At 44.9% G+C, this 17,946-nt stretch carries 18 protein-coding genes and 1 pseudogene; 3 read left to right on the top strand and 16 right to left on the bottom strand.

What is annotated here, in order from left to right; genetic code table 11:
* Positions 1 to 30: 30 nt before the first annotated feature.
* From smc to AB4114_RS23150, 12 genes are all read right to left on the bottom strand, one after another.
* Positions 31 to 3,606 carry a chromosome segregation protein SMC gene (gene smc, locus AB4114_RS23095; protein WP_441990547.1) on the bottom strand — a complete coding sequence of 1,192 codons (3,576 nt, stop codon included), beginning with the start codon at positions 3,604 to 3,606 and terminating at the stop codon, positions 31 to 33.
* Positions 3,607 to 3,700: 94 nt separating this feature from the next.
* The gene (gene rnc / locus AB4114_RS23100) at positions 3,701 to 4,402 is read right to left on the bottom strand and encodes a ribonuclease III (RefSeq protein ID WP_171635754.1); all 702 of its coding nucleotides are present in this window, start codon (positions 4,400 to 4,402) and stop codon (positions 3,701 to 3,703) included.
* Between the two features lie 60 nt (positions 4,403 to 4,462).
* Positions 4,463 to 5,698: a beta-ketoacyl-ACP synthase II gene (fabF, locus tag AB4114_RS23105; protein WP_171635752.1), complete on the bottom strand. Its 1,236-nt coding sequence runs from the start codon at positions 5,696 to 5,698 to the stop codon at positions 4,463 to 4,465.
* A gap of 91 nt (positions 5,699 to 5,789) precedes the next feature.
* On the bottom strand, positions 5,790 to 6,023 hold the full coding sequence (gene acpP / locus AB4114_RS23110) for an acyl carrier protein (RefSeq protein ID WP_028558238.1): 234 nt from the start codon (positions 6,021 to 6,023) through the stop codon (positions 5,790 to 5,792).
* 85 nt (positions 6,024 to 6,108) lie between these two features.
* Entirely contained in the window at positions 6,109 to 6,849 is a 741-nt protein-coding gene (fabG, locus tag AB4114_RS23115; protein WP_171635750.1) for a 3-oxoacyl-[acyl-carrier-protein] reductase, read from the bottom strand.
* The gene (gene fabD / locus AB4114_RS23120) at positions 6,836 to 7,786 is read right to left on the bottom strand and encodes an ACP S-malonyltransferase (protein WP_441990548.1); all 951 of its coding nucleotides are present in this window, start codon (positions 7,784 to 7,786) and stop codon (positions 6,836 to 6,838) included. Before fabD ends, fabG begins: the two co-directional genes overlap by 14 nt.
* 69 nt (positions 7,787 to 7,855) lie before the next feature.
* On the bottom strand, positions 7,856 to 8,842 hold the full coding sequence (locus AB4114_RS23125; RefSeq protein ID WP_056624827.1) for a beta-ketoacyl-ACP synthase III: 987 nt from the start codon (positions 8,840 to 8,842) through the stop codon (positions 7,856 to 7,858).
* On the bottom strand, positions 8,839 to 9,843 hold the full coding sequence (gene plsX, locus AB4114_RS23130; protein ID WP_441990549.1) for a phosphate acyltransferase PlsX: 1,005 nt from the start codon (positions 9,841 to 9,843) through the stop codon (positions 8,839 to 8,841). Before plsX ends, AB4114_RS23125 begins: the two co-directional genes overlap by 4 nt.
* Positions 9,827 to 10,441 carry a transcription factor FapR gene (gene fapR, locus AB4114_RS23135; RefSeq protein ID WP_164483581.1) on the bottom strand — a complete coding sequence of 205 codons (615 nt, stop codon included), beginning with the start codon at positions 10,439 to 10,441 and terminating at the stop codon, positions 9,827 to 9,829. Before fapR ends, plsX begins: the two co-directional genes overlap by 17 nt.
* Before the next feature lie 118 nt (positions 10,442 to 10,559).
* Entirely contained in the window at positions 10,560 to 10,733 is a 174-nt protein-coding gene (gene rpmF / locus AB4114_RS23140) for a 50S ribosomal protein L32 (RefSeq protein WP_441990550.1), read from the bottom strand.
* A 37-nt stretch (positions 10,734 to 10,770) separates the two neighbouring features.
* Entirely contained in the window at positions 10,771 to 11,280 is a 510-nt protein-coding gene (locus AB4114_RS23145; RefSeq protein WP_441990551.1) for a YceD family protein, read from the bottom strand.
* Between the two features lie 87 nt (positions 11,281 to 11,367).
* Positions 11,368 to 12,489, bottom strand: a complete 1,122-nt coding sequence (locus AB4114_RS23150; protein ID WP_441990552.1) for a SepM family pheromone-processing serine protease — start codon at positions 12,487 to 12,489, stop codon at positions 11,368 to 11,370.
* Positions 12,490 to 12,611: 122 nt separating this feature from the next.
* Between AB4114_RS23150 and AB4114_RS23155 the strand changes: the two genes are divergently transcribed.
* Complete coding sequence (locus tag AB4114_RS23155; protein ID WP_441990553.1) at positions 12,612 to 13,883, top strand: nucleoside recognition domain-containing protein; 1,272 nt, start codon at positions 12,612 to 12,614, stop codon at positions 13,881 to 13,883.
* A gap of 36 nt (positions 13,884 to 13,919) precedes the next feature.
* Here the strand turns inward: AB4114_RS23155 and coaD are convergent, their stop codons facing one another.
* Together coaD and rsmD are read right to left on the bottom strand one after the other, a co-directional pair.
* Positions 13,920 to 14,432: a pantetheine-phosphate adenylyltransferase gene (gene coaD / locus AB4114_RS23160; protein WP_441990614.1), complete on the bottom strand. Its 513-nt coding sequence runs from the start codon at positions 14,430 to 14,432 to the stop codon at positions 13,920 to 13,922.
* A gap of 5 nt (positions 14,433 to 14,437) precedes the next feature.
* Positions 14,438 to 15,019: pseudogene (gene rsmD, locus AB4114_RS23165) on the bottom strand (16S rRNA (guanine(966)-N(2))-methyltransferase RsmD); the annotation flags it as partial.
* 894 nt (positions 15,020 to 15,913) lie between these two features.
* On the opposite strand from rsmD, the gene sda reads away from it, so the two are divergent.
* Positions 15,914 to 16,057, top strand: coding sequence for a sporulation histidine kinase inhibitor Sda (gene sda / locus AB4114_RS23170; RefSeq protein WP_441990615.1), 144 nt, complete (start codon positions 15,914 to 15,916; stop codon positions 16,055 to 16,057).
* Positions 16,058 to 16,215: 158 nt separating this feature from the next.
* Here the strand turns inward: sda and AB4114_RS23175 are convergent, their stop codons facing one another.
* Positions 16,216 to 16,593: a YolD-like family protein gene (locus AB4114_RS23175; protein WP_441990554.1), complete on the bottom strand. Its 378-nt coding sequence runs from the start codon at positions 16,591 to 16,593 to the stop codon at positions 16,216 to 16,218.
* A 295-nt stretch (positions 16,594 to 16,888) separates the two neighbouring features.
* Between AB4114_RS23175 and AB4114_RS23180 the strand changes: the two genes are divergently transcribed.
* Complete coding sequence (locus tag AB4114_RS23180) at positions 16,889 to 17,347, top strand: hypothetical protein (protein ID WP_171634259.1); 459 nt, start codon at positions 16,889 to 16,891, stop codon at positions 17,345 to 17,347.
* Between the two features lie 443 nt (positions 17,348 to 17,790).
* Here AB4114_RS23180 and AB4114_RS23185 read toward each other — a convergent pair whose 3' ends face one another.
* The gene (locus AB4114_RS23185; protein WP_441990555.1) at positions 17,791 to 17,937 is read right to left on the bottom strand and encodes a hypothetical protein; all 147 of its coding nucleotides are present in this window, start codon (positions 17,935 to 17,937) and stop codon (positions 17,791 to 17,793) included.
* Positions 17,938 to 17,946 lie beyond the last annotated feature (9 nt).

Below are 17,946 nucleotides of genomic sequence, written 5' to 3' on the forward strand. Positions count from 1 at the left end.
TCCTCCTATATTCCTATCGATAATTTCCCCTTAAGAGGCTGTCATTGTCGCTTCCTCATCCTCTAAACGGACGGAAACAAGCTTCGAAACGCCGCCTTCTTGCATGGTGACGCCATACAACACATCAGCTTCTTCCATCGTTCCTTTACGGTGTGTAACAACGATAAATTGCGTCATTTCCGAAAATTCTCTTAAATACTCGGCAAAACGAGATACGTTCGCCTCATCTAACGCGGCTTCTACCTCATCCAGTACGCAGAATGGCACTGGTTTCACACGAATAATGGAGAACAAGAGCGCAATCGCAGTCAAGGCACGTTCGCCACCAGATAGCAATTGTAGGTTTTGCAGCTTTTTGCCTGGCGGCTGAGCCACAATCTCAATGCCCGTGTCGAGCATATTCTCTGGTTCCGACAGAATCAAATCTGCACGACCACCGCCGAAAAGCTTCGCAAATACGACCCCAAAATGGGAGCGAATCGCATCGAACGTCGTTTTAAAGCGTTTCGACATCTCTAGATCCATTTCACGAATGACCTGGTACAAGGTTGTTTTGGCTTCGATTAAATCATCCTTCTGCGAACTCAAGAATTCGAAGCGTTCAGATACACGCGCGTATTCTTCAATCGCACCGAGGTTCACATCACCTAGTGAAGCTATTTCTCGTTTCAACTCGCGTACTTTACTCTGTGTACCCTGAATATCCTCAGGTACGGGATAACGCATTTTCGCCAGCTCATAGCTAAGTTCATATTCTTCCGCAAGCTTTTTGAGCAAGTTCTCAAGCTCCACATCAAGACGCGTCACGCGAACCTCGGTTTGATGGAGATTTTCTTCCACTTGCTTCAGCTGGATACGCTGTGTACGTGTCTCATTTTCGCCATGCTCAAGCTTCTGTAACCAGTCCATCCGCTCTGCACGCTTGAACTCGATACTTTCAGAACATTGCTGCTTCTTAAGCTTCAAATCATTTAACAGCTCAATTTGCAGGACAGTTTCTTGTTCAAGTGTTGCCATATCGCTTTCTAACTGAATTAACAGGCCGCGATTGACTTCAATCTCACGCTCCACATCACTTAGATCCTGTTGTAAGCGCCTTTGTTGATCTTGAAGGGATTGCTTTTCTTGTGAAGTCGATGCCACTTTCACTTTCAAATCCGTCAATTGGCTTTGCAGCTCTTCTTTTTCTGATTCACTTGCTTTACGTGAGCTCTCGGCATCACGAATCGCTTGTTGAAGAGAAGCTTCCTCTTCTTGAAGTTGTGCGAGGGTCGCTTCGCTTTCGACTTTTTTACGGCCAAAATCAGTTCGTTCACCCATTAGCGCGGTTCTGTCTTGGCTATCCAAGGTCAGCTGCTCTTCAACTGTACGGCTTTCAGATTCCAGCGGATTCAATTCCGCGCGAATTTGCTGCTCCGTAATGCGCTGCTGCTCACCCAGTTGTCGAAGCTGTTCTACCTTCAGCATTTCATCGGTAATTTCTCGCTTCAACGAGCTTGATTGACTGCGTAGACCACTAAGCTGCCCCTCAGATGTTGCGATCTCAGCATCCAATTCTTCGATTTGACGTTGACGTCCTAACAAATTCGTCGATTTCTTCTGTAAGCTTCCGCCCGTCATGGAACCACCAGGATTCACAACATCTCCTTCGAGTGTCACCACACGGTAGCGATACTGCGCTTTGGCAGCGATATGATTCGCGTCTTCCAGACTCTCAGCTACGACGACATTCCCTAATAAACTGGAGAATATATTCGTATACGTCGAATCGAAAGAAACGAGGTCAACCGCAATCCCAACAAAGCCCTTGGAGGATTTCAACGTCTGACTCTCATGATCAGATATCGAGCGTCCGCGAATGACATTCATCGGCAAGAAAGTAGCTCGTCCCATTTGACGACGCTTCAAGAAGGCAATAGCTTCACGACCATCTGCTTCTGTCTCCACGATAATATTTTGCAGGGCACCACCTAGTGCTGTTTCAATGGCAATTTCCACATTAGCAGGCACTTTGACAAGCTCAGCCACTGCACCGCGAATGCCGCGCAGATCTTTGCGCGTTTTCGCTTTAAGAACTTCCTTAACACCTTGTTGGAAGCCATCGTAGTCATTGGCCATTTCTTTCATGGTGTCGCGGCGGGAAATTAAGCTATCTATCTTTTGCTCCCATTTCCGCACCATTGTCTGGGCTTCATCCAGCAACCCTTGCTTACTCTTCAAGGCTTGGGTAAATTGGACATAGTCTTGCCTAGCTTTTTCTATGTCCCCTACTGTTTCTTGCAGTTTAGCTGATAGTTCCTGCTTGCGTCGTGTTATACTCACACGCTGGTCCGCCCACTTCTGACGTTCCTCATCAAGTCTCTCCAATCGGCGCCCAATGCTTTCAATTTGCTGCTCGGCGTAGCGAATTTCATTACGAGATTGTGCCATACGGTTGAGCGTTTCCAACAATTCACCCTTCAACTGATCTTCAGGCGATGAACTGATGCCTCCGCTTACACCTTGTAAGCGCTGCTCCTCCGCTGTAAGTTTGGCTTGGAAATCGAACAACTGCGCACCGATTTGGATGATTTTATCACGTTGTTCGCTCAAGTCAGCTTCTTTATCTAATTTACGCTGCTCCTGCATTGCGATTGTGGTGCTGAGCTGCTGATGATTCGTCACATAGTTCTTCTTCCGTTCTTTGAGAACCTCACCGTGACCCTCACATTTCTCAAACTCTTCGCTCAGACCTAGCAAACCCTCTTGCAGCTTTTCTAGTTCTTCTTCTAGTCTACGCGTTTCCCAACGATGCTTCTCCAAGTGCGCATCATGCTGGCTCACAATCGTTGAGAGCTCTGTTTGCTCTTTCGTTAGCTTTTCTAACAGCTGTGTAGCGTCATTCCAAGCGACATAGATCTGATCGATCTGATGGACATACATCGAGATCTCACTGCTCTTGAGCGTTTCTTTCAATTCTTTAAAACGAATCGCTTTCTCCGCCTGATCACGAAGTGGCTCAACTTGATCCTCGAGCTCTGAAACTAAATCATGAATCCGCAGCAAATTCTGCTCGGTATCGTTTAATTTCTTCTCCGCTTCGCGCTTACGTGATTTATATTTAACAATCCCCGAAGCTTCTTCAAAGATGCCTCGACGATCTTCGGATTTCGTACTCAAAATTTCTTCAATTCGCCCTTGTCCAATAATCGAATACGCTTCTTTCCCGATACCAGTGTCCATGAACAACTCCGTGATATCCTTCAAGCGACAAGGTTGTTTATTGATCAAATATTCGCTATCGCCATTGCGATGTACTCTACGCGTCACTGTCACTTCGTTAAAGTCGAGCGGAAGCGATTGCGAAGAATTATCCAGTGTGAGCGAGACTTCCCCATAATTCACTGCACGACGCGCATCACTGCCAGCGAAAATGACATCTTCCATTTTACCGCCACGCAACGATTTCGCACTCTGTTCTCCTAACACCCAACGGATCCCGTCTGAGATATTACTCTTCCCACTCCCGTTAGGACCTACAACCGCGGTTATGCCTCGTACAAATTCGAGTTCCGTCCGATCCGCGAATGATTTAAATCCGGATAATTCGATCCGTTTCAAAAACATGGTCTCACCTCAAAAAGTATTGTAACATATCACCTATCAAAATAAGAGAAAAAAACAAAAAAGGCAGCAGCTGCCGCCTCTTCTGGTTATTCCACTATCGTAGTACAGTCACGTTTAATTTGGACAGTGCACCAGCAGCAGCCTGCTGTTCCGCCTCTTTCTTAGAACGACCTGCACCAGTTCCCAGAAGCTCGCTATCCATGTGCACTTCTGCAACGAACTCTCGCTCATGTGCTGGCCCACGTTCATTCACAATTCGGTATTCCAAGGAACCCATATTATGATGTTGGGTATGCTCTTGTAATTGTGTCTTGTAATCAATCACAAGCAGCTTGCCCTCACTGGAGATTTTGGCGAATACATGCTTCTGTAGAAACGCTTTTACCGTATCCAATCCTTGATCTAGATATAAAGCGCCAACAAAGGATTCAAACACATCTGCCAACAATGCTGGCCGAGAGCGTCCTCCCGTCAACTCTTCTCCTTTGCCTAATAAGACGAAAGATCCAAAATCCAAATCTTCGGCAAATGTCACGAGCGACGGCTCGCAGACAATGGATGCCCTCAGCTTCGTTAATTCACCTTCTGAACGCCCAGGATAAGATTCATATAAAAATTCCGAAACTGTTAATTCGAGTACGGCATCTCCAAGAAACTCCAGCCGTTCGTTGTCTTTATGTCCAGCAATGCGATGTTCATTCACATAGGAAGAATGTGTGAAAGCTTGTTTCAACAGCTCCATTTTGCGAAAAGAAACACCTAACTGCTTCTGTAAATCTTTAATTTCACGGTTCACGTCGTACTTCACCACCCGGAGAGAATGATATTCCGTTATCTTTCGTCACTGGCATGGTAATTATGCTTGAAATTTTTTCATGATGATCGTGGCATTATGACCGCCGAAACCGAAGGAGTTCGACATCGCAATATCTACGTTCGCTTCACGTGCTTTGTTCGGTACATAATCCAAATCACACTCTGGATCTTGATTATCCAAGTTAATTGTAGGCGCGATAAGCTTATTTGCGATTGTTAATCCACAAATGACAGCTTCCACACCGCCCGCAGCGCCAAGTAAATGACCTGTCATGGATTTCGTCGAGCTAACAGCAACCTTATAAGCATGATCACCTAGCGCTTTCTTGATGGCAATCGTTTCTGATTTATCACCAACAGGCGTTGATGTGCCGTGTGCATTAATGTAAGAAATCGCATCAGGCGTAATCCCTGCATCCTTGATCGCTTTCACCATACAACGCGCAGCGCCATCTGGGTCTGGATCTGTCATATGATAAGCGTCACCGCTCATGCCGTAGCCGATAACTTCTGCATAGATACGCGCGCCACGCTTCTGAGCATGCTCTAATGACTCCAGAATGAGTACACCAGCGCCTTCACCCATAACAAAGCCATCTCGACCTGTATCGAAAGGACGACTTGCCAAATGCGGTTCTTCATTGCGCGTTGACATCGCACGCAGTGCACAGAAACCTGCTACACCAATCGGCGTAATAGTTGCTTCAGCACCACCGCAAATCATCACGTCTGCATCGCCACGTTGAATCATTTTGAAAGAATCACCAATGGAGTGCGTGCCTGTTGCACAAGCCGTTACAGCTGTGGAGTTCGGCCCTTTCGCTCCCGTGACCATCGATACATGACCAGATGCCATATTCGCAATCATCATCGGGATAAAGAAAGGAGACACACGTTTAGGACCCTTTTCTAACAAAATGCGATGCTGCTCTTCCCATGTATTCAAACCGCCAATGCCTGATCCAACTGAAACGCCTACGCGCTCCGGATCCGTATCTTCCTTCACATTCAAATTCGCATCCTTGAGTGCATTTAAAGCGCCTGCAACTGCGAATTGAACGAAACGGTCCATCCGGCGAGATTCCTTGCGATCCACATAGTTCTCAATATTGAAGTCTTTAATTTCAGCCGCTATCTGTGTTGGGTATTCGCTTACATCAAAATTCTCAATCAAACCTACTCCAGATTTACCTGAAGAGAGGTTTCCCCAGAATGTTTCTAAATCTTGACCAAGGGCAGTAACTACGCCCATACCTGTAATTACAACTCTGTTCATTTGTACCACCTTCTATGTAGTCATTCATATTTTTTGTTAGTGAGAATGGAGAGAAGTCCCGTCTTTATTAGAAACGGGACTCTGTAGACTATTACGTATGAGATTTTATGTAATTCGTAACTTCTCCTACTGTCGTAATCTTCTCAGCATCTTCATCTGAAATTTCTAAATCGAACTCATCTTCTAATTCCATTACTAATTCAACTACATCGAGAGAATCAGCACCTAGGTCTTCTTTGAAAGATGCTTCGAGGGTGACTTCAGCTTCATCAACCCCTAGACGATCGACTACAATTCGTTTAACACGATCCAATACGTCGGACATCCGGTTCACCTCCTCATTTGGTATTATACGAGAATCTTTGACAGATTGCCAGTAGACAATTTTGAGATTCTCATTTTACAGAAACTTACATGTACATTCCGCCATCTACATGGAGCGTTTGCCCTGTCATGTATGAGGCATCGTCAGAAGCTAAGAAGCGAACTACCTTCGCAATTTCCTCTGGCTGCCCAAGGCGTTCCAGCGGGATTTGCTTCAGCATTTGTTCACGCATCTCAGCAGACAATTTGTCTGTCATATCGGTTTCAATAAAGCCTGGGGCAACGGCGTTCACGGTAATGCCACGCGAGGATAGCTCTCTCGCTGTAGCTTTCGTTAGTCCGATTACACCTGCTTTTGCTGCTACATAGTTGGCTTGACCGGGGTTACCGAGCACACCAACTACAGAAGATATATTGATAATTCGACCGAAGCGCTGCTTCATCATTGGACGTGTAACGGCTTTGACACAGTTGAACACGCCTTTGAGATTGGTAGCGATCACTTGATCGAATTCTTCTTCTTTCATTCGCATGATTAAATTGTCTCTTGTTATGCCCGCATTATTCACGAGAATATCAATTTTACCAAAAACTTCTAACGTTTGCTTCACAAGATCGTCAGATTCTTGATAGCTGCTCACGTCTGCGCGCAATTTAATTGCTTTGCGGCCCATCGCTTCAATCGCAGCTACAACCTCACCAGCAGCGGCTTCACTACCTGCGTAGTTGACCACTACATCGGCTCCATGCTCGGCCAAATGCAAAGCAATTGCCCGCCCAATGCCACGTGAAGCTCCTGTGACTAGCGCCACTTTACCCGTTAACATGATTGAGCACCTCCTGCTTGTACTTGTCCAGCGCTTCCAGACTGCCGATCGACACGGTTTTCACCGTTTTGTCGACTTTCTTGATTAAGCCGGCAAGTACCGTTCCCGAGCCAAGCTCGATGAACGTATCTACGCCTTCGCTGATCAAGTACGAGATCGTGTCTTCCCAAAGTACAGGGGAATACACCTGCTCTACCAGCAAGCCGCGTATATCGCTCGGCTGGGTCACAGGACGAGCCGTTACGTTGGCGACAACGGGCACGGCTGCATCCTTCATCTCGATGGACGCGAGCACCTCTGCGAGGCGCTCCGAGGCCGGCTTCATGAGGGACGAGTGAAACGGCCCGCTCACTTCAAGCGGGATGGCACGCTTCGCGCCAGCTTCCTTGCAGCGCTCAAAAACCGCTGCAACGCCTTCCTTACTGCCCGAGACGACAATCTGTCCCGGGCAGTTCACATTGGCGAGCTCCACGACGGAGCCGCCGCTGGTGATTGCCGTGCAAAGCTCCGTCAGCGCTCCGCGCTCGGCTCCCAGCACGGCTGCCATGGCACCCAGGCCGCCAGGGACGGCCTGCTCCATGAACTCGCCACGGGCCCGCACCGTGCGGACCGCGTCTTCGAACGCGAGCACGCCGGCTGCGACGAGCGCGCTGTACTCACCCAGACTATGTCCTGCGACATAGTCCGGGGTGATGCCAGCAGCCTTGAACGCTTCCAGACAAGCGATGCTTGTCGTTAGCAGCGCGGGCTGCGTGTGGTATGTGATCTTCAGTTGGTCCTCTGGACCTTGGAAGATCAAATCAGACAAAGAAAAACCTAGCGCTTCATTCGCGCGGTCGAAATAGTCCTTGGCAGCTGGCAACGCGCCATATAGGTCAGCTCCCATACCAACGGATTGAGAGCCTTGGCCCGGAAATACAAATGCTATTTTACCCATACGAGAAAAGGATCCCCTTCCACGATATAATCAGTCATTTTTACATCATAAATAAGTTCATCAAACTAATTACCAAACTAGTGCTGTCGCACCCCAAGTGAGTCCGCCGCCAAATCCAACTAAGATAAGTCGATCACCTTCGTTTAATCTGCCTTGTTCGGAAGCTTCTGCTAAGGCAACTGGAATGGAAGCAGCTGACATATTACCATACTTGTCCAAATTAATCATACATTTGTCTTCCGATAATTCCAAGCGATTCAGTGAGGATTGAATAATTCTCATATTGGCTTGGTGAGGTACAAGCAGATCAATATCGGTTTTCTCCCAACCCGCTTTACGAAGAGCTTCATCCGCAGCATTCCCCATAATGCGAACAGCAAACTTAAATACTTCAGCGCCCGCCATATAAATATAGTGCAAACGTTGGTCAAGAGAGTTCTGCGAAGCAGGATTACGAGAACCGCCGCCTTCAATTTTCAGAAGAGGACCTCCGGTACCGTCAGCGCCTAATTCAAAGGATTTGAAGCCTCTTTCTTCCGGCACTTCGCCAATCACAACTGCGCCCGCTCCATCTCCAAATAAAATGCAGGTATTGCGGTCCGTGTAATCGGTAATTTTGGACAAACAATCTGCGCCAATGACAAGCGCATATTTATATGTACCTGTAGCGATGAAATTAGTAGCGTTCGCTAGTCCATAGACGAAACCTGAACAAGCTGCTGACAAGTCGAACGCCGCTGCTTTCTTCGCTCCCAGTTTCTCTTGAAGAATACATGCTGTTGAAGGGAATGACATATCCGGTGTAATCGTTGCTACAATGATCAAATCGAGTTGATCTGCTGTAATCCCTGCATTCGACAACGCTACTTTGGAAGCTTCGAAACAGAGATCAGACGTAGCTTGTCCTTCTGCTGCGATTCTTCTTTCACGGATGCCTGTTCGGGATACGATCCACTCATCATTCGTTTCCACCATGGTCTCTAGTTCTTGATTCGTTAAAATGCGTTCTGGTACATATTTACCCGTTCCGAGTACCCCAACCGGTATTAAGTTCATGTTGTTATATCTCGCTTCCCGCGGCTAATTTCGGCAGATATGGTGCCAACCAAATCATTCTGTAACGCGATTCTTGCTTGACGTACGGCATTCTTAATGGCATTTGCATCGGATGAACCATGACTTTTGAGGACTAGTCCATCAATACCTAGAAAAGGTGCAGCTCCATGTTCATTATAATCCAACTTCTTGCGGAATTGCGTCAACCCAGGCTTCAACACGGCTGCTGCAAGCTTGGTGAATATGGATTTCGTAAATTCCTGCTTTAAAGCTGAGAAAATGGTGGACGCAGCGCCCTCCAATGTTTTCAACATAATATTTCCAGCAAAGCCATCGCAAACAATAACGTCACATTGCGCGCGCAGCACCTGCGAGGACTCTACATTACCCACAAAATGAATCGGAGCTTGTTCCAATAAAGGATATGCTGTTTTGGTTAATTCATTCCCTTTGGTCGATTCCGTCCCTACATTCAACAATCCTACGCGTGGTTTGTCAACACCATGTACTTTGGAACGATAAATGCTGCCCATAATCGCATATTGGATCAATTGCTCTGGGGTTGCATCCATATTCGCTCCCAAATCCAAAGCAAGCACGCCATGTCCATCCATCGTCGGGATCATTGGCGCTAATGCTGGACGTTCAATACCAGGAATTCTTCCTACAACAAGCAATCCAGTCGTCATTAATGCGCCAGTATTGCCTGCAGAAATCATAGCTTCTGCTTCTTTCTCTCGAACTAGTCTTCCTGCCACAACCATGGAAGCGTCTTTCTTCCGACGAACCGCTTTAACCGGCTCATCCTCGGCTTCAATGACTTCTTCCGCGTGACGAATCGTTAGGTTATCCGGCCTCTCTGTGAGGTGAGCTTCTATTGCTGCGCTGTTGCCGACTAGAATGATATGTACATCCTTCCACTCTTTCGCCGCTGCGAGAGCACCCTCAACTACGATCTTAGGCGCATGATCTCCGCCCATTGCATCAATCGCGATCCGCATGGAGCTTGTCCTCCCTATCTAGATGTTGCTCTTTCTTCGAATGAAAGATGACAAAGTTGCCTCGAAACACCGTCTCTTCGCCCACATAAGTGAACACCTCCACACGTGCTTTCCCTTTGGAAACAGATCGCACATAGGCTTTGGCGACACACTTCTCTCCCAGCTTTACTGACCGAACAAATCGAATATCAGCCGAAGCTGTTAATGCAATCGGATCGTCGATGACAGCAACAGCCAACGAGTTGGCTTGTGAGAAAATGTGATGTCCTCTGGCAATTTTGGTTCTGGAAAAAATATGGTCTTCTTTAATTTCAAAAATCGAAATACCGCTCTGATCCAACTGTAAGTCAATGACTTCTCCAATAACTTCATCAATTGGAAGTGAACGTACAGGATCATACGTCTTGACGGCCATATGCTTCATACGTTCCCGCAATTCAGGAATACCGAGCTCTAATCGATCCAAGCGGACAGTTTGGATACTAACCCCAAACGTTCGCATCAATTCCTCATCCGTCATAAATGGGTTCGCTTCAATGGCTTGCAGCAATTGCTGCTGCCTTTGTCGTTTAGGAAGGCGTTCGATGGTAAGCACCACCTTATCTCGTGAGATCTCATCTTATTACCAGATACTAAACTGTAGTATATTAAATTTACAACCAAAAAGAAAGCAAAAAAAATAGCACCTCACCTAGGATGAAGTACTATGTCCAATCTTATGCTTTTACGATCTCTCTGCTTTTGTAAGTTCCGCAAGACTTGCACACGTGGTGTGCTAGCTTCAGTTCTCCACATTGGTCACATTTCACCATGCCTGGAACTTCCAATTTAAAGTGAGTACGGCGCTTGTCGCGACGAGTTTTGGACGTTCTTCTTTGAGGTACTGCCATATTCAAAACACCTCCTTATACGAATTTCGGCGTTGCCTTATTCTTTGTTAAAAAAGTCCGCGAGACCTGCAAGTCTAGGATCAATCTTATCCTGCTTACAGCCGCAATCACGTTGATTGCGATTTTCTCCGCACACGGGACACAGACCTTTGCACACTTCGTCACAAAGTGGTATGTACGGTAAACCGACCACTACATTCTCTACAACGTAAGGCTCCAAATCTACTTTATCCCCAACCACCAGATGAATATCCTCGTCTAGCTCTGGATCTTCTTCTTCCGGCTTTTGCATGAAAACTTCCTTGAATGGAAGCTTAATAGTTTGGTTAGTGTGCGTTAAGCATCGGGAACAGCTTAACTCCAAGTCTAGCGTTAACGAACCGTTAACTTTAACTACTCCTTCTTCATACTTTGCATGAAGATTCGCATGAACAGGTCCATGGCTAAGAATGTCTTGACGACCCTCGAAAGGCTCCGTCAAATTCATAACTTCGCTCATTGGTACCGATTGCCCTTGCAGAGATAGCTCTCTAAAACGAATTTGCATGATATCACCCCAAACAAACAAAGATTATTATATCCATTATGCATACCTTTTGTCAATTTAAATAATATTATTTGAGCTAGATATGACTTATTTCGGAGGCAAAGCTGCAAGATATTTCAAGGCATCTTCCATCGTGCCAATCTCGACGATTTTCATCTTCGTCTTGATTTGCTTTGCTCTTTTGACCGCATCGGCATAATTCTCAATCTTGGTCCCGTCTTTGTAGGTCATATTTTTGGGTGCAAAGAAAATTTCTGCCTTTTCCCGATCCGCAGCAATAATCTTATGTTGAATACCGCCAATCGGTCCTACGGTGCCATCTGCTTCTATTGTTCCCGTTCCCGCAATGCGATACCCCTTCGTAATATCCTCAGGTACAAGCTGATTGAATATCTCTAATGAAAACATGAGGCCAGCTGACGGCCCTCCAATATCTCCGGCTTTAATTGACACCTGCTGATCCTCCAGATCAGCCTTTACCGATTGCATCCCCGCTGGAACGACACCAATCCCTGCCCGCTGCACCTTTTCTCCCTCTTGTAGCGGCAACGCACCCAACGTCAGCGTCGTCTGCATTTCAGTTTTCTTCCTAGCATACGTAATGGAGATGGTGTCGCCTGCTTTTTTGCCCGCGAGAGAGTCTAGTAGATCCTGCGCTACTTTCACCTCTTTGTCCCCTGCCTTCAAAAGCACATCACCTGGTTTCAGTACCTTCTCACCCGATAAACCTGGGACTGTTTGAAGAACCATCACGCCTTCATGATCAATATGAAAAGGGATCTTGGCCTCCCTATAAGCTGCTTGAATCGCACTAGCCTGTGAGGTTAACATGACGTATTCCTGACGCTGTGAATACTCTTGCTCGGATTCTCCTTGCTTGAGTACAGACGTTTTGGGCTGGATTTCTTCATACGGATGAACGAGTCCCACCAAATAGTTCACCACATTAGCATCAGCTACGCGCACGGTCGTTAGCATAAGCTGCCCTTTTTCCGGGCCAGTGCTCTTGGAAATCGACACCATCGGCTTGATTTCTTCTGCAGTCCCCGGCATAAAAACAAAATAAGGCAAACGCACAAAAAACAGCAAATATACAATAATGATCCCTACGAGCGCAGAAACTAGGTAACGTCTTGTCGCCGAGCTTCTCGGATATCGATATGAATCATTCGACCACGTACGAATCGTGCTCTCTTCTTCCTTATCCATACAGGTTCCCCTTTCCTGTTGCTTTCACTTGTTGTTTGACCCACCTATTCTCGATGAAAGCTTGGTCTAATCGCTTGCCTACTTGCGTACAATGAAGCATGTTCGATGGACGAGGTGATGCTATGCCTAATGCAAGATTCCATGCCAAACTCACCACACTGGTGTTGGGAGCTTTGGCTGGACTGGTCGTTATATCTGTCATTCTATTTCCTGACAAAGCTTTTCAGTCTTCTCTCGAAGGGCTGACTATTTGGTGGAAGCTCGTCTTTCCCGCCTTGATGCCTTTCCTTATTATGGCCGAGCTCTTAATTGGCTTCGGTGTCATTCAAGGCACAGGCGTGCTCCTAGAACCGCTAATGCGCTTTATTTTCCGCCTTCCCGGCGTTAGCGGCTGGGCATTGGCATCAGGCTTTGTTATAGGATTTCCAGCGGGGGCTAGAATTACTGCATCGCTGCGCGAAAAAAACCTTCTTACACGTACGGAAACAGAGCGGTTAACGGCCCTCTCGCATTTGTGCAGTCCGTTATTCCTAATCATGGTTATCGGGATTGGATTCCTTCACAACGCCAAACTAGGGATCCTACTTGCGATTATTCATTATATTTCCGCTTTCGCAACAGGATTCGTGATGCGACAAAACAAGCAATCCATCGCCCCTCTTGAAGCAAAAAAACTGGTATTGAAACCGAAGGAATCGACTTCTATTGTGAAATCTGCCCTCATGACCATGCGCCAAGCGTATTGGGAAGATGGACGTGCTTTCGGTAAGCTTCTCGGAGATGCAGTAACCTCCGCTGTACAAACGCTAATGTTGATTGGCGGATACATGATGATATTTTCCGTACTAATCAACGTAATCTCCATCACTCATTTTGCCGATATCCTTCGTCCCGTCACGCAATTCCTTCTTAGCTTCATGGGTATTTTCACAGACACAACACCGCAATGGATCAAAGGATTGATGGAAATTCACCTTGGTGCCTATGCTTTTAGCCAAGCAAAGGATCTCTCGCTTCTGCCGCAAATGGCACTGCTCAGTGCCTTCCTCGGTTGGGGAGGCTTGTCCGCCCACGCACAGGTTGCTGGTTTCCATCAGAAAACCGATGCTAGATATACATTTTTCCTGCAGTCTCGCGCGCTGCACGCTGTACTTGCCCTATTCACAACAATTCTGCTCTGGAAACCATTGCAGCTGCTCTTGTTAGATACAGAGCCCAGCTTTCTCCGACTAGACTTAGCGAGCAATTCAGCTGCCGCGGCCCCCTTCCCCTTGAACGGCGAAACGGCATGGGGCCTATGGGGACCAATGCTGATGCAATTCCTTTTCATTTTCACCTTTATGCTGCTCGTATCGGTTGGCCTGCGCCTCTTCCAGAGGAAAGTAGTGGATTAACCAAACTTTATCTTGAAATTCCTTTCGATCTAGCTTCTAGGTCTGAGGGAATTTTTTGCGTAGTTCCTCTTCCACTTCTGCTGGTACCAGATCCTCGACAGGTCCATGGAACTTGGCAATCTCTTTCACGATGCTTGAGCTCAAATACGAAAACTGTGGCTTGGACGTCATAAAAAACGTTTCCACATCTGGGTTCAACTTGTGATTGGTCGATGCCATTTGCAATTCATACTCAAAATCTGAAACGGCCCGAAGTCCACGAACGATAAGTCTGACATTACGTTGTTTCATATAATTGACCATCAGATCACGAAAACCATCGATCTCCACATTGGGAAGATCCGCTGTTACCTTGCGAAGCAGTTCCATGCGCTCTTCCAGGGTGAATAACGCATTTTTGGATGTATTGTTCAGCACCGCTACAATAAGTTTATCAAATACTTTTGCTGCTCTATGTATAATATCAAGATGACCATAGGTAACCGGGTCAAAGCTACCTGGATATACTGCAACTGTAATACCGTGTTCTTGCCTCATCATGCTGTGCATCTCCTTCAATTACTGAGTCCTATGGATGTATTGTCGCGTTTAAATATGGTAACAGCTGTATCTCCATAGTCTGCTCTACGTAGCTGCTTGAAGCCCCCTATGGTTTCTAACAATACATCCTTAGCATCGTGCTCGACCACGATCGTCGCGTCCGGTTCCACAATAGCTTGTTCCTCCATCGTCGTCATCAGCTCAGCGATCCCTTTCATCCGGTATGGTGGATCGAGGAATACAAGTTGGAACTTCTCTGCCCGCTTCGCCAGTACCTTCAACGCTCTCGCCGCATCCGTACGGTAAATCTCCACCTGATCCTTCACTTTGGCGACTTCAACATTGTGCCCAATGGTGTCAATGCTTTTCTTCTCGATATCAATAAAAACAGCCTTATCCATCCCACGGCTCAGCGCTTCAATCCCTAGCCCACCCGTGCCGGCAAACAGATCGAGCACCTGCCCTCCATCGAAATAAGGTCCGATCATACTGAAGATCGCTTCCTTCACTTTATCAGTTGTTGGTCGTGTACTTGTACCGGGTACAGCCTTTAACGACCTGCCTTTGGCCGTGCCTGAAATCACTCTCATCTGTGCGTTTCCCTTCCATGCTGGTTCATTCTTTTGCTATCGTACCACAAGCACTAATCTGACACAAAAAATTTATCCCTGCGATGTATAAAATTACCGTAAAGCGGTCATCCTTGAACTATCGACATCAGAGAATGTCGTAGACAACCGCGGAGAAGGCTTACGTTTCCCCATAAGCTCTTCATCCGGTTTCTCCTCTCCCATGAGGCGGCTGCGCAAGCAGTCGCCGTTATTATTTTATAGGACAGTTTTCTTAAACCCTTACTCTATAAGGGTTTATTTGACTATAACAGCGTCAATATTGCATATAGCACAGATAGTACAATTTTATCTTGGGGACGGTTTGGGGACGAAAATTTTCAAAGTATAAAATACAGCATCAAATGTATTCCTAACACACCCTACTATATTCGGTTAAAAAACTGTACTAAAAAGATCCAATAAATAAACAAGACCTCATTTTTTCAGTCAGCATGGATGACAAAATCTTCTCCTTGAATCCGCCTCTTTCAACAATTTTCTTTAGTCGAATCTGTTCAAAACCCTCTAAGTTCATCCCTTTGTATCTTCCTTCGCATAAATTACTTCTATATATATCACTAATTCTTCAACTTCATCATTCGATGATTACACTCTTCTAACTCTTCTTGAAGTTTTGGATTAACTCTTTTCTATATTCTTCTAGTTGGAGGACCATGTTTTCATATGTACAACCTAATTTCTCGATGATCTGCGGAATCTTATCTCTTATAAGCTTGTTATATACTTTCATTTCAAACGATTTAGTACCTTTTGTCGAATAATGTAACCCAATATATTCCAAATGGTCCATAATACCTAAGGTGAGGGTTTGAATCCCATTCGCTACAGGGAGATGTAATATTGAGATACACCTTGAATTTGAGTGACGACGCTTTACTTTCAGCCTACAAAGATGCTCATATAATGAATCTAAGTGAAGAGTTTATTGAATTACTTGAAAAAGAGTTGATTCACAGAGGCATTGCTTTTATACGACCATCAAATGAAGAGAAAGAATACTAATAGCTAGTTAAAATGATGGGCGAATGGGATCTAACCCTTCACCAGAAAAAGCCCTGCTAGTTTTTCGCTAGCAGGGTTATAGCTGAAATAAAAAAAGCCCAAGGGATGCTCCCTCAGGCGAGTTAAACAAATGATTCTGCACTAATTTAAATAAAATCTTATGGATCTACCATTTCATCTTCAGTCCACTCTTTGCTCAACTCTGCTTTCAAAACATCCTTATAACAAATCCATTGCCAATCCTCTACTCCATTAAAAGGATCAACCGAATCTATACGAAATTCTGACTGTTTACTCCGAGTGACAATACCAGTAATCATTCTTGGTTGATATTCATTAAATAATGTAATTAGAATAGTTTTTTTGTACATCTGAGACTGACTCAGACTCGCTGATATTTCGTAAACCTCTTGCTCATCAAGAATCGGTTTGGAAATACGCTTAATCTCTTTCTGCTGCAGACGAATAGCATCTTTAAACTCTGGACCAATGAAGCGTGAAGATTCCCATATCCCGTTATTATTAATTTTACTCATATTAACCGCCCTTTCAATATATAAAAAGAACATTTGTTCTTATTGTATACTGACGACGTATTAACGATGCAAGCATTTTTTGAACATAGGTTCAATTACAAAAAACCGAAGGCTAACTTTCCCTCAGGCCAACAATGGTTATTAAACGAGCAGTTTAACGCAACTTTGGTCTACTTCATGCGTTTTAACATATAGATAACCCAAAACACCCACTATCTGGAATATCTACTTATCGGAGGCTTGAGGATGACAAGTGAACAACACATGCCAAAGATAATAAAAAGGAGATAAAACAATGAGACGTTCCATTCTTATCTTTTTGATATTGTTCATTACCTTTTTAACAAGCTGTTCACCGAAAGCAGATAATCGCTTTAATGATAATGATATTAAGATTAGTTTGTTAAATCAGGAGATAAATGATGAATATAGAACTTATTTAATTGAAGTAAAGAATACAGGTATATTAGAGATTAAATATTTAAATTTTTATTTGTATTATCCTATAATCTTGGCAAACGGCTCAAAAGGAAGTCCTTTTAAAATTGAAGGAAAGACTGACATTAGTAAACCAATAAAACTTAAATCAGGAGAGAAAATTACATACACTATTTTTGCACCGATAAAAGAGGTGTTTGGAAATTCAACTTTATTAGATTTTGATAATCCAAGTGTTGAGCTGAATGGATTAGTACAACAAGGGAAAGAGGAAATTCCATTTGGAATGAGTGGAGGATATTTAAATATGAAGTAATATTGTTCTTAACTCGAAAAGGAGTGAGAATTATGTAAAACTCCGTATTCAAGAATCAGGTCCATTCGGCTCATTTATTGAGTTAACGTAAGAACGATAGCTTAATCAATCAATGGCAGTTCGAAATCATTGAACTTTATGAATATTAAAACAATTGCCAAGTCGGAAAATGATTTGTACCGGAAGCATTGGACAAAACAAAAGCCCTGAGGGAAAATATCCCTTAGGGCTTTTTCTTTAGTGTTTACTTACCCTTTTTTCTACTTTTACCATGATTCGGTTTATTATCGTCTTGGTCTTTAGCATGATTCTCTTGTTGCTGGTTTTGCTGGTTTGTTTCTGGTCGTATAGTCATGGATATTGCCCACCCATCAGAGTAATTTAAAAACATAATTATTGTACTCATCTATGGAGTAATATAAGCAACCACTTTGTGCTAAGAGCTAAATATCATCAATTAACAAATATGCTTCCATATCTGTATCAAAAACTATTACCTGTCCACCATCGCCATAAACCATGTCATTCACTTCTGTATGGCTCAGCGTCTTCTCTTCCCCTGTCTCCTTATGCTTGACACGATATTTCATACAATCATC

Source organism: Paenibacillus sp. 2RAB27 (assembly GCF_052115445.1).
Taxonomy (GTDB): domain Bacteria; phylum Bacillota; class Bacilli; order Paenibacillales; family NBRC-103111; genus Paenibacillus_E.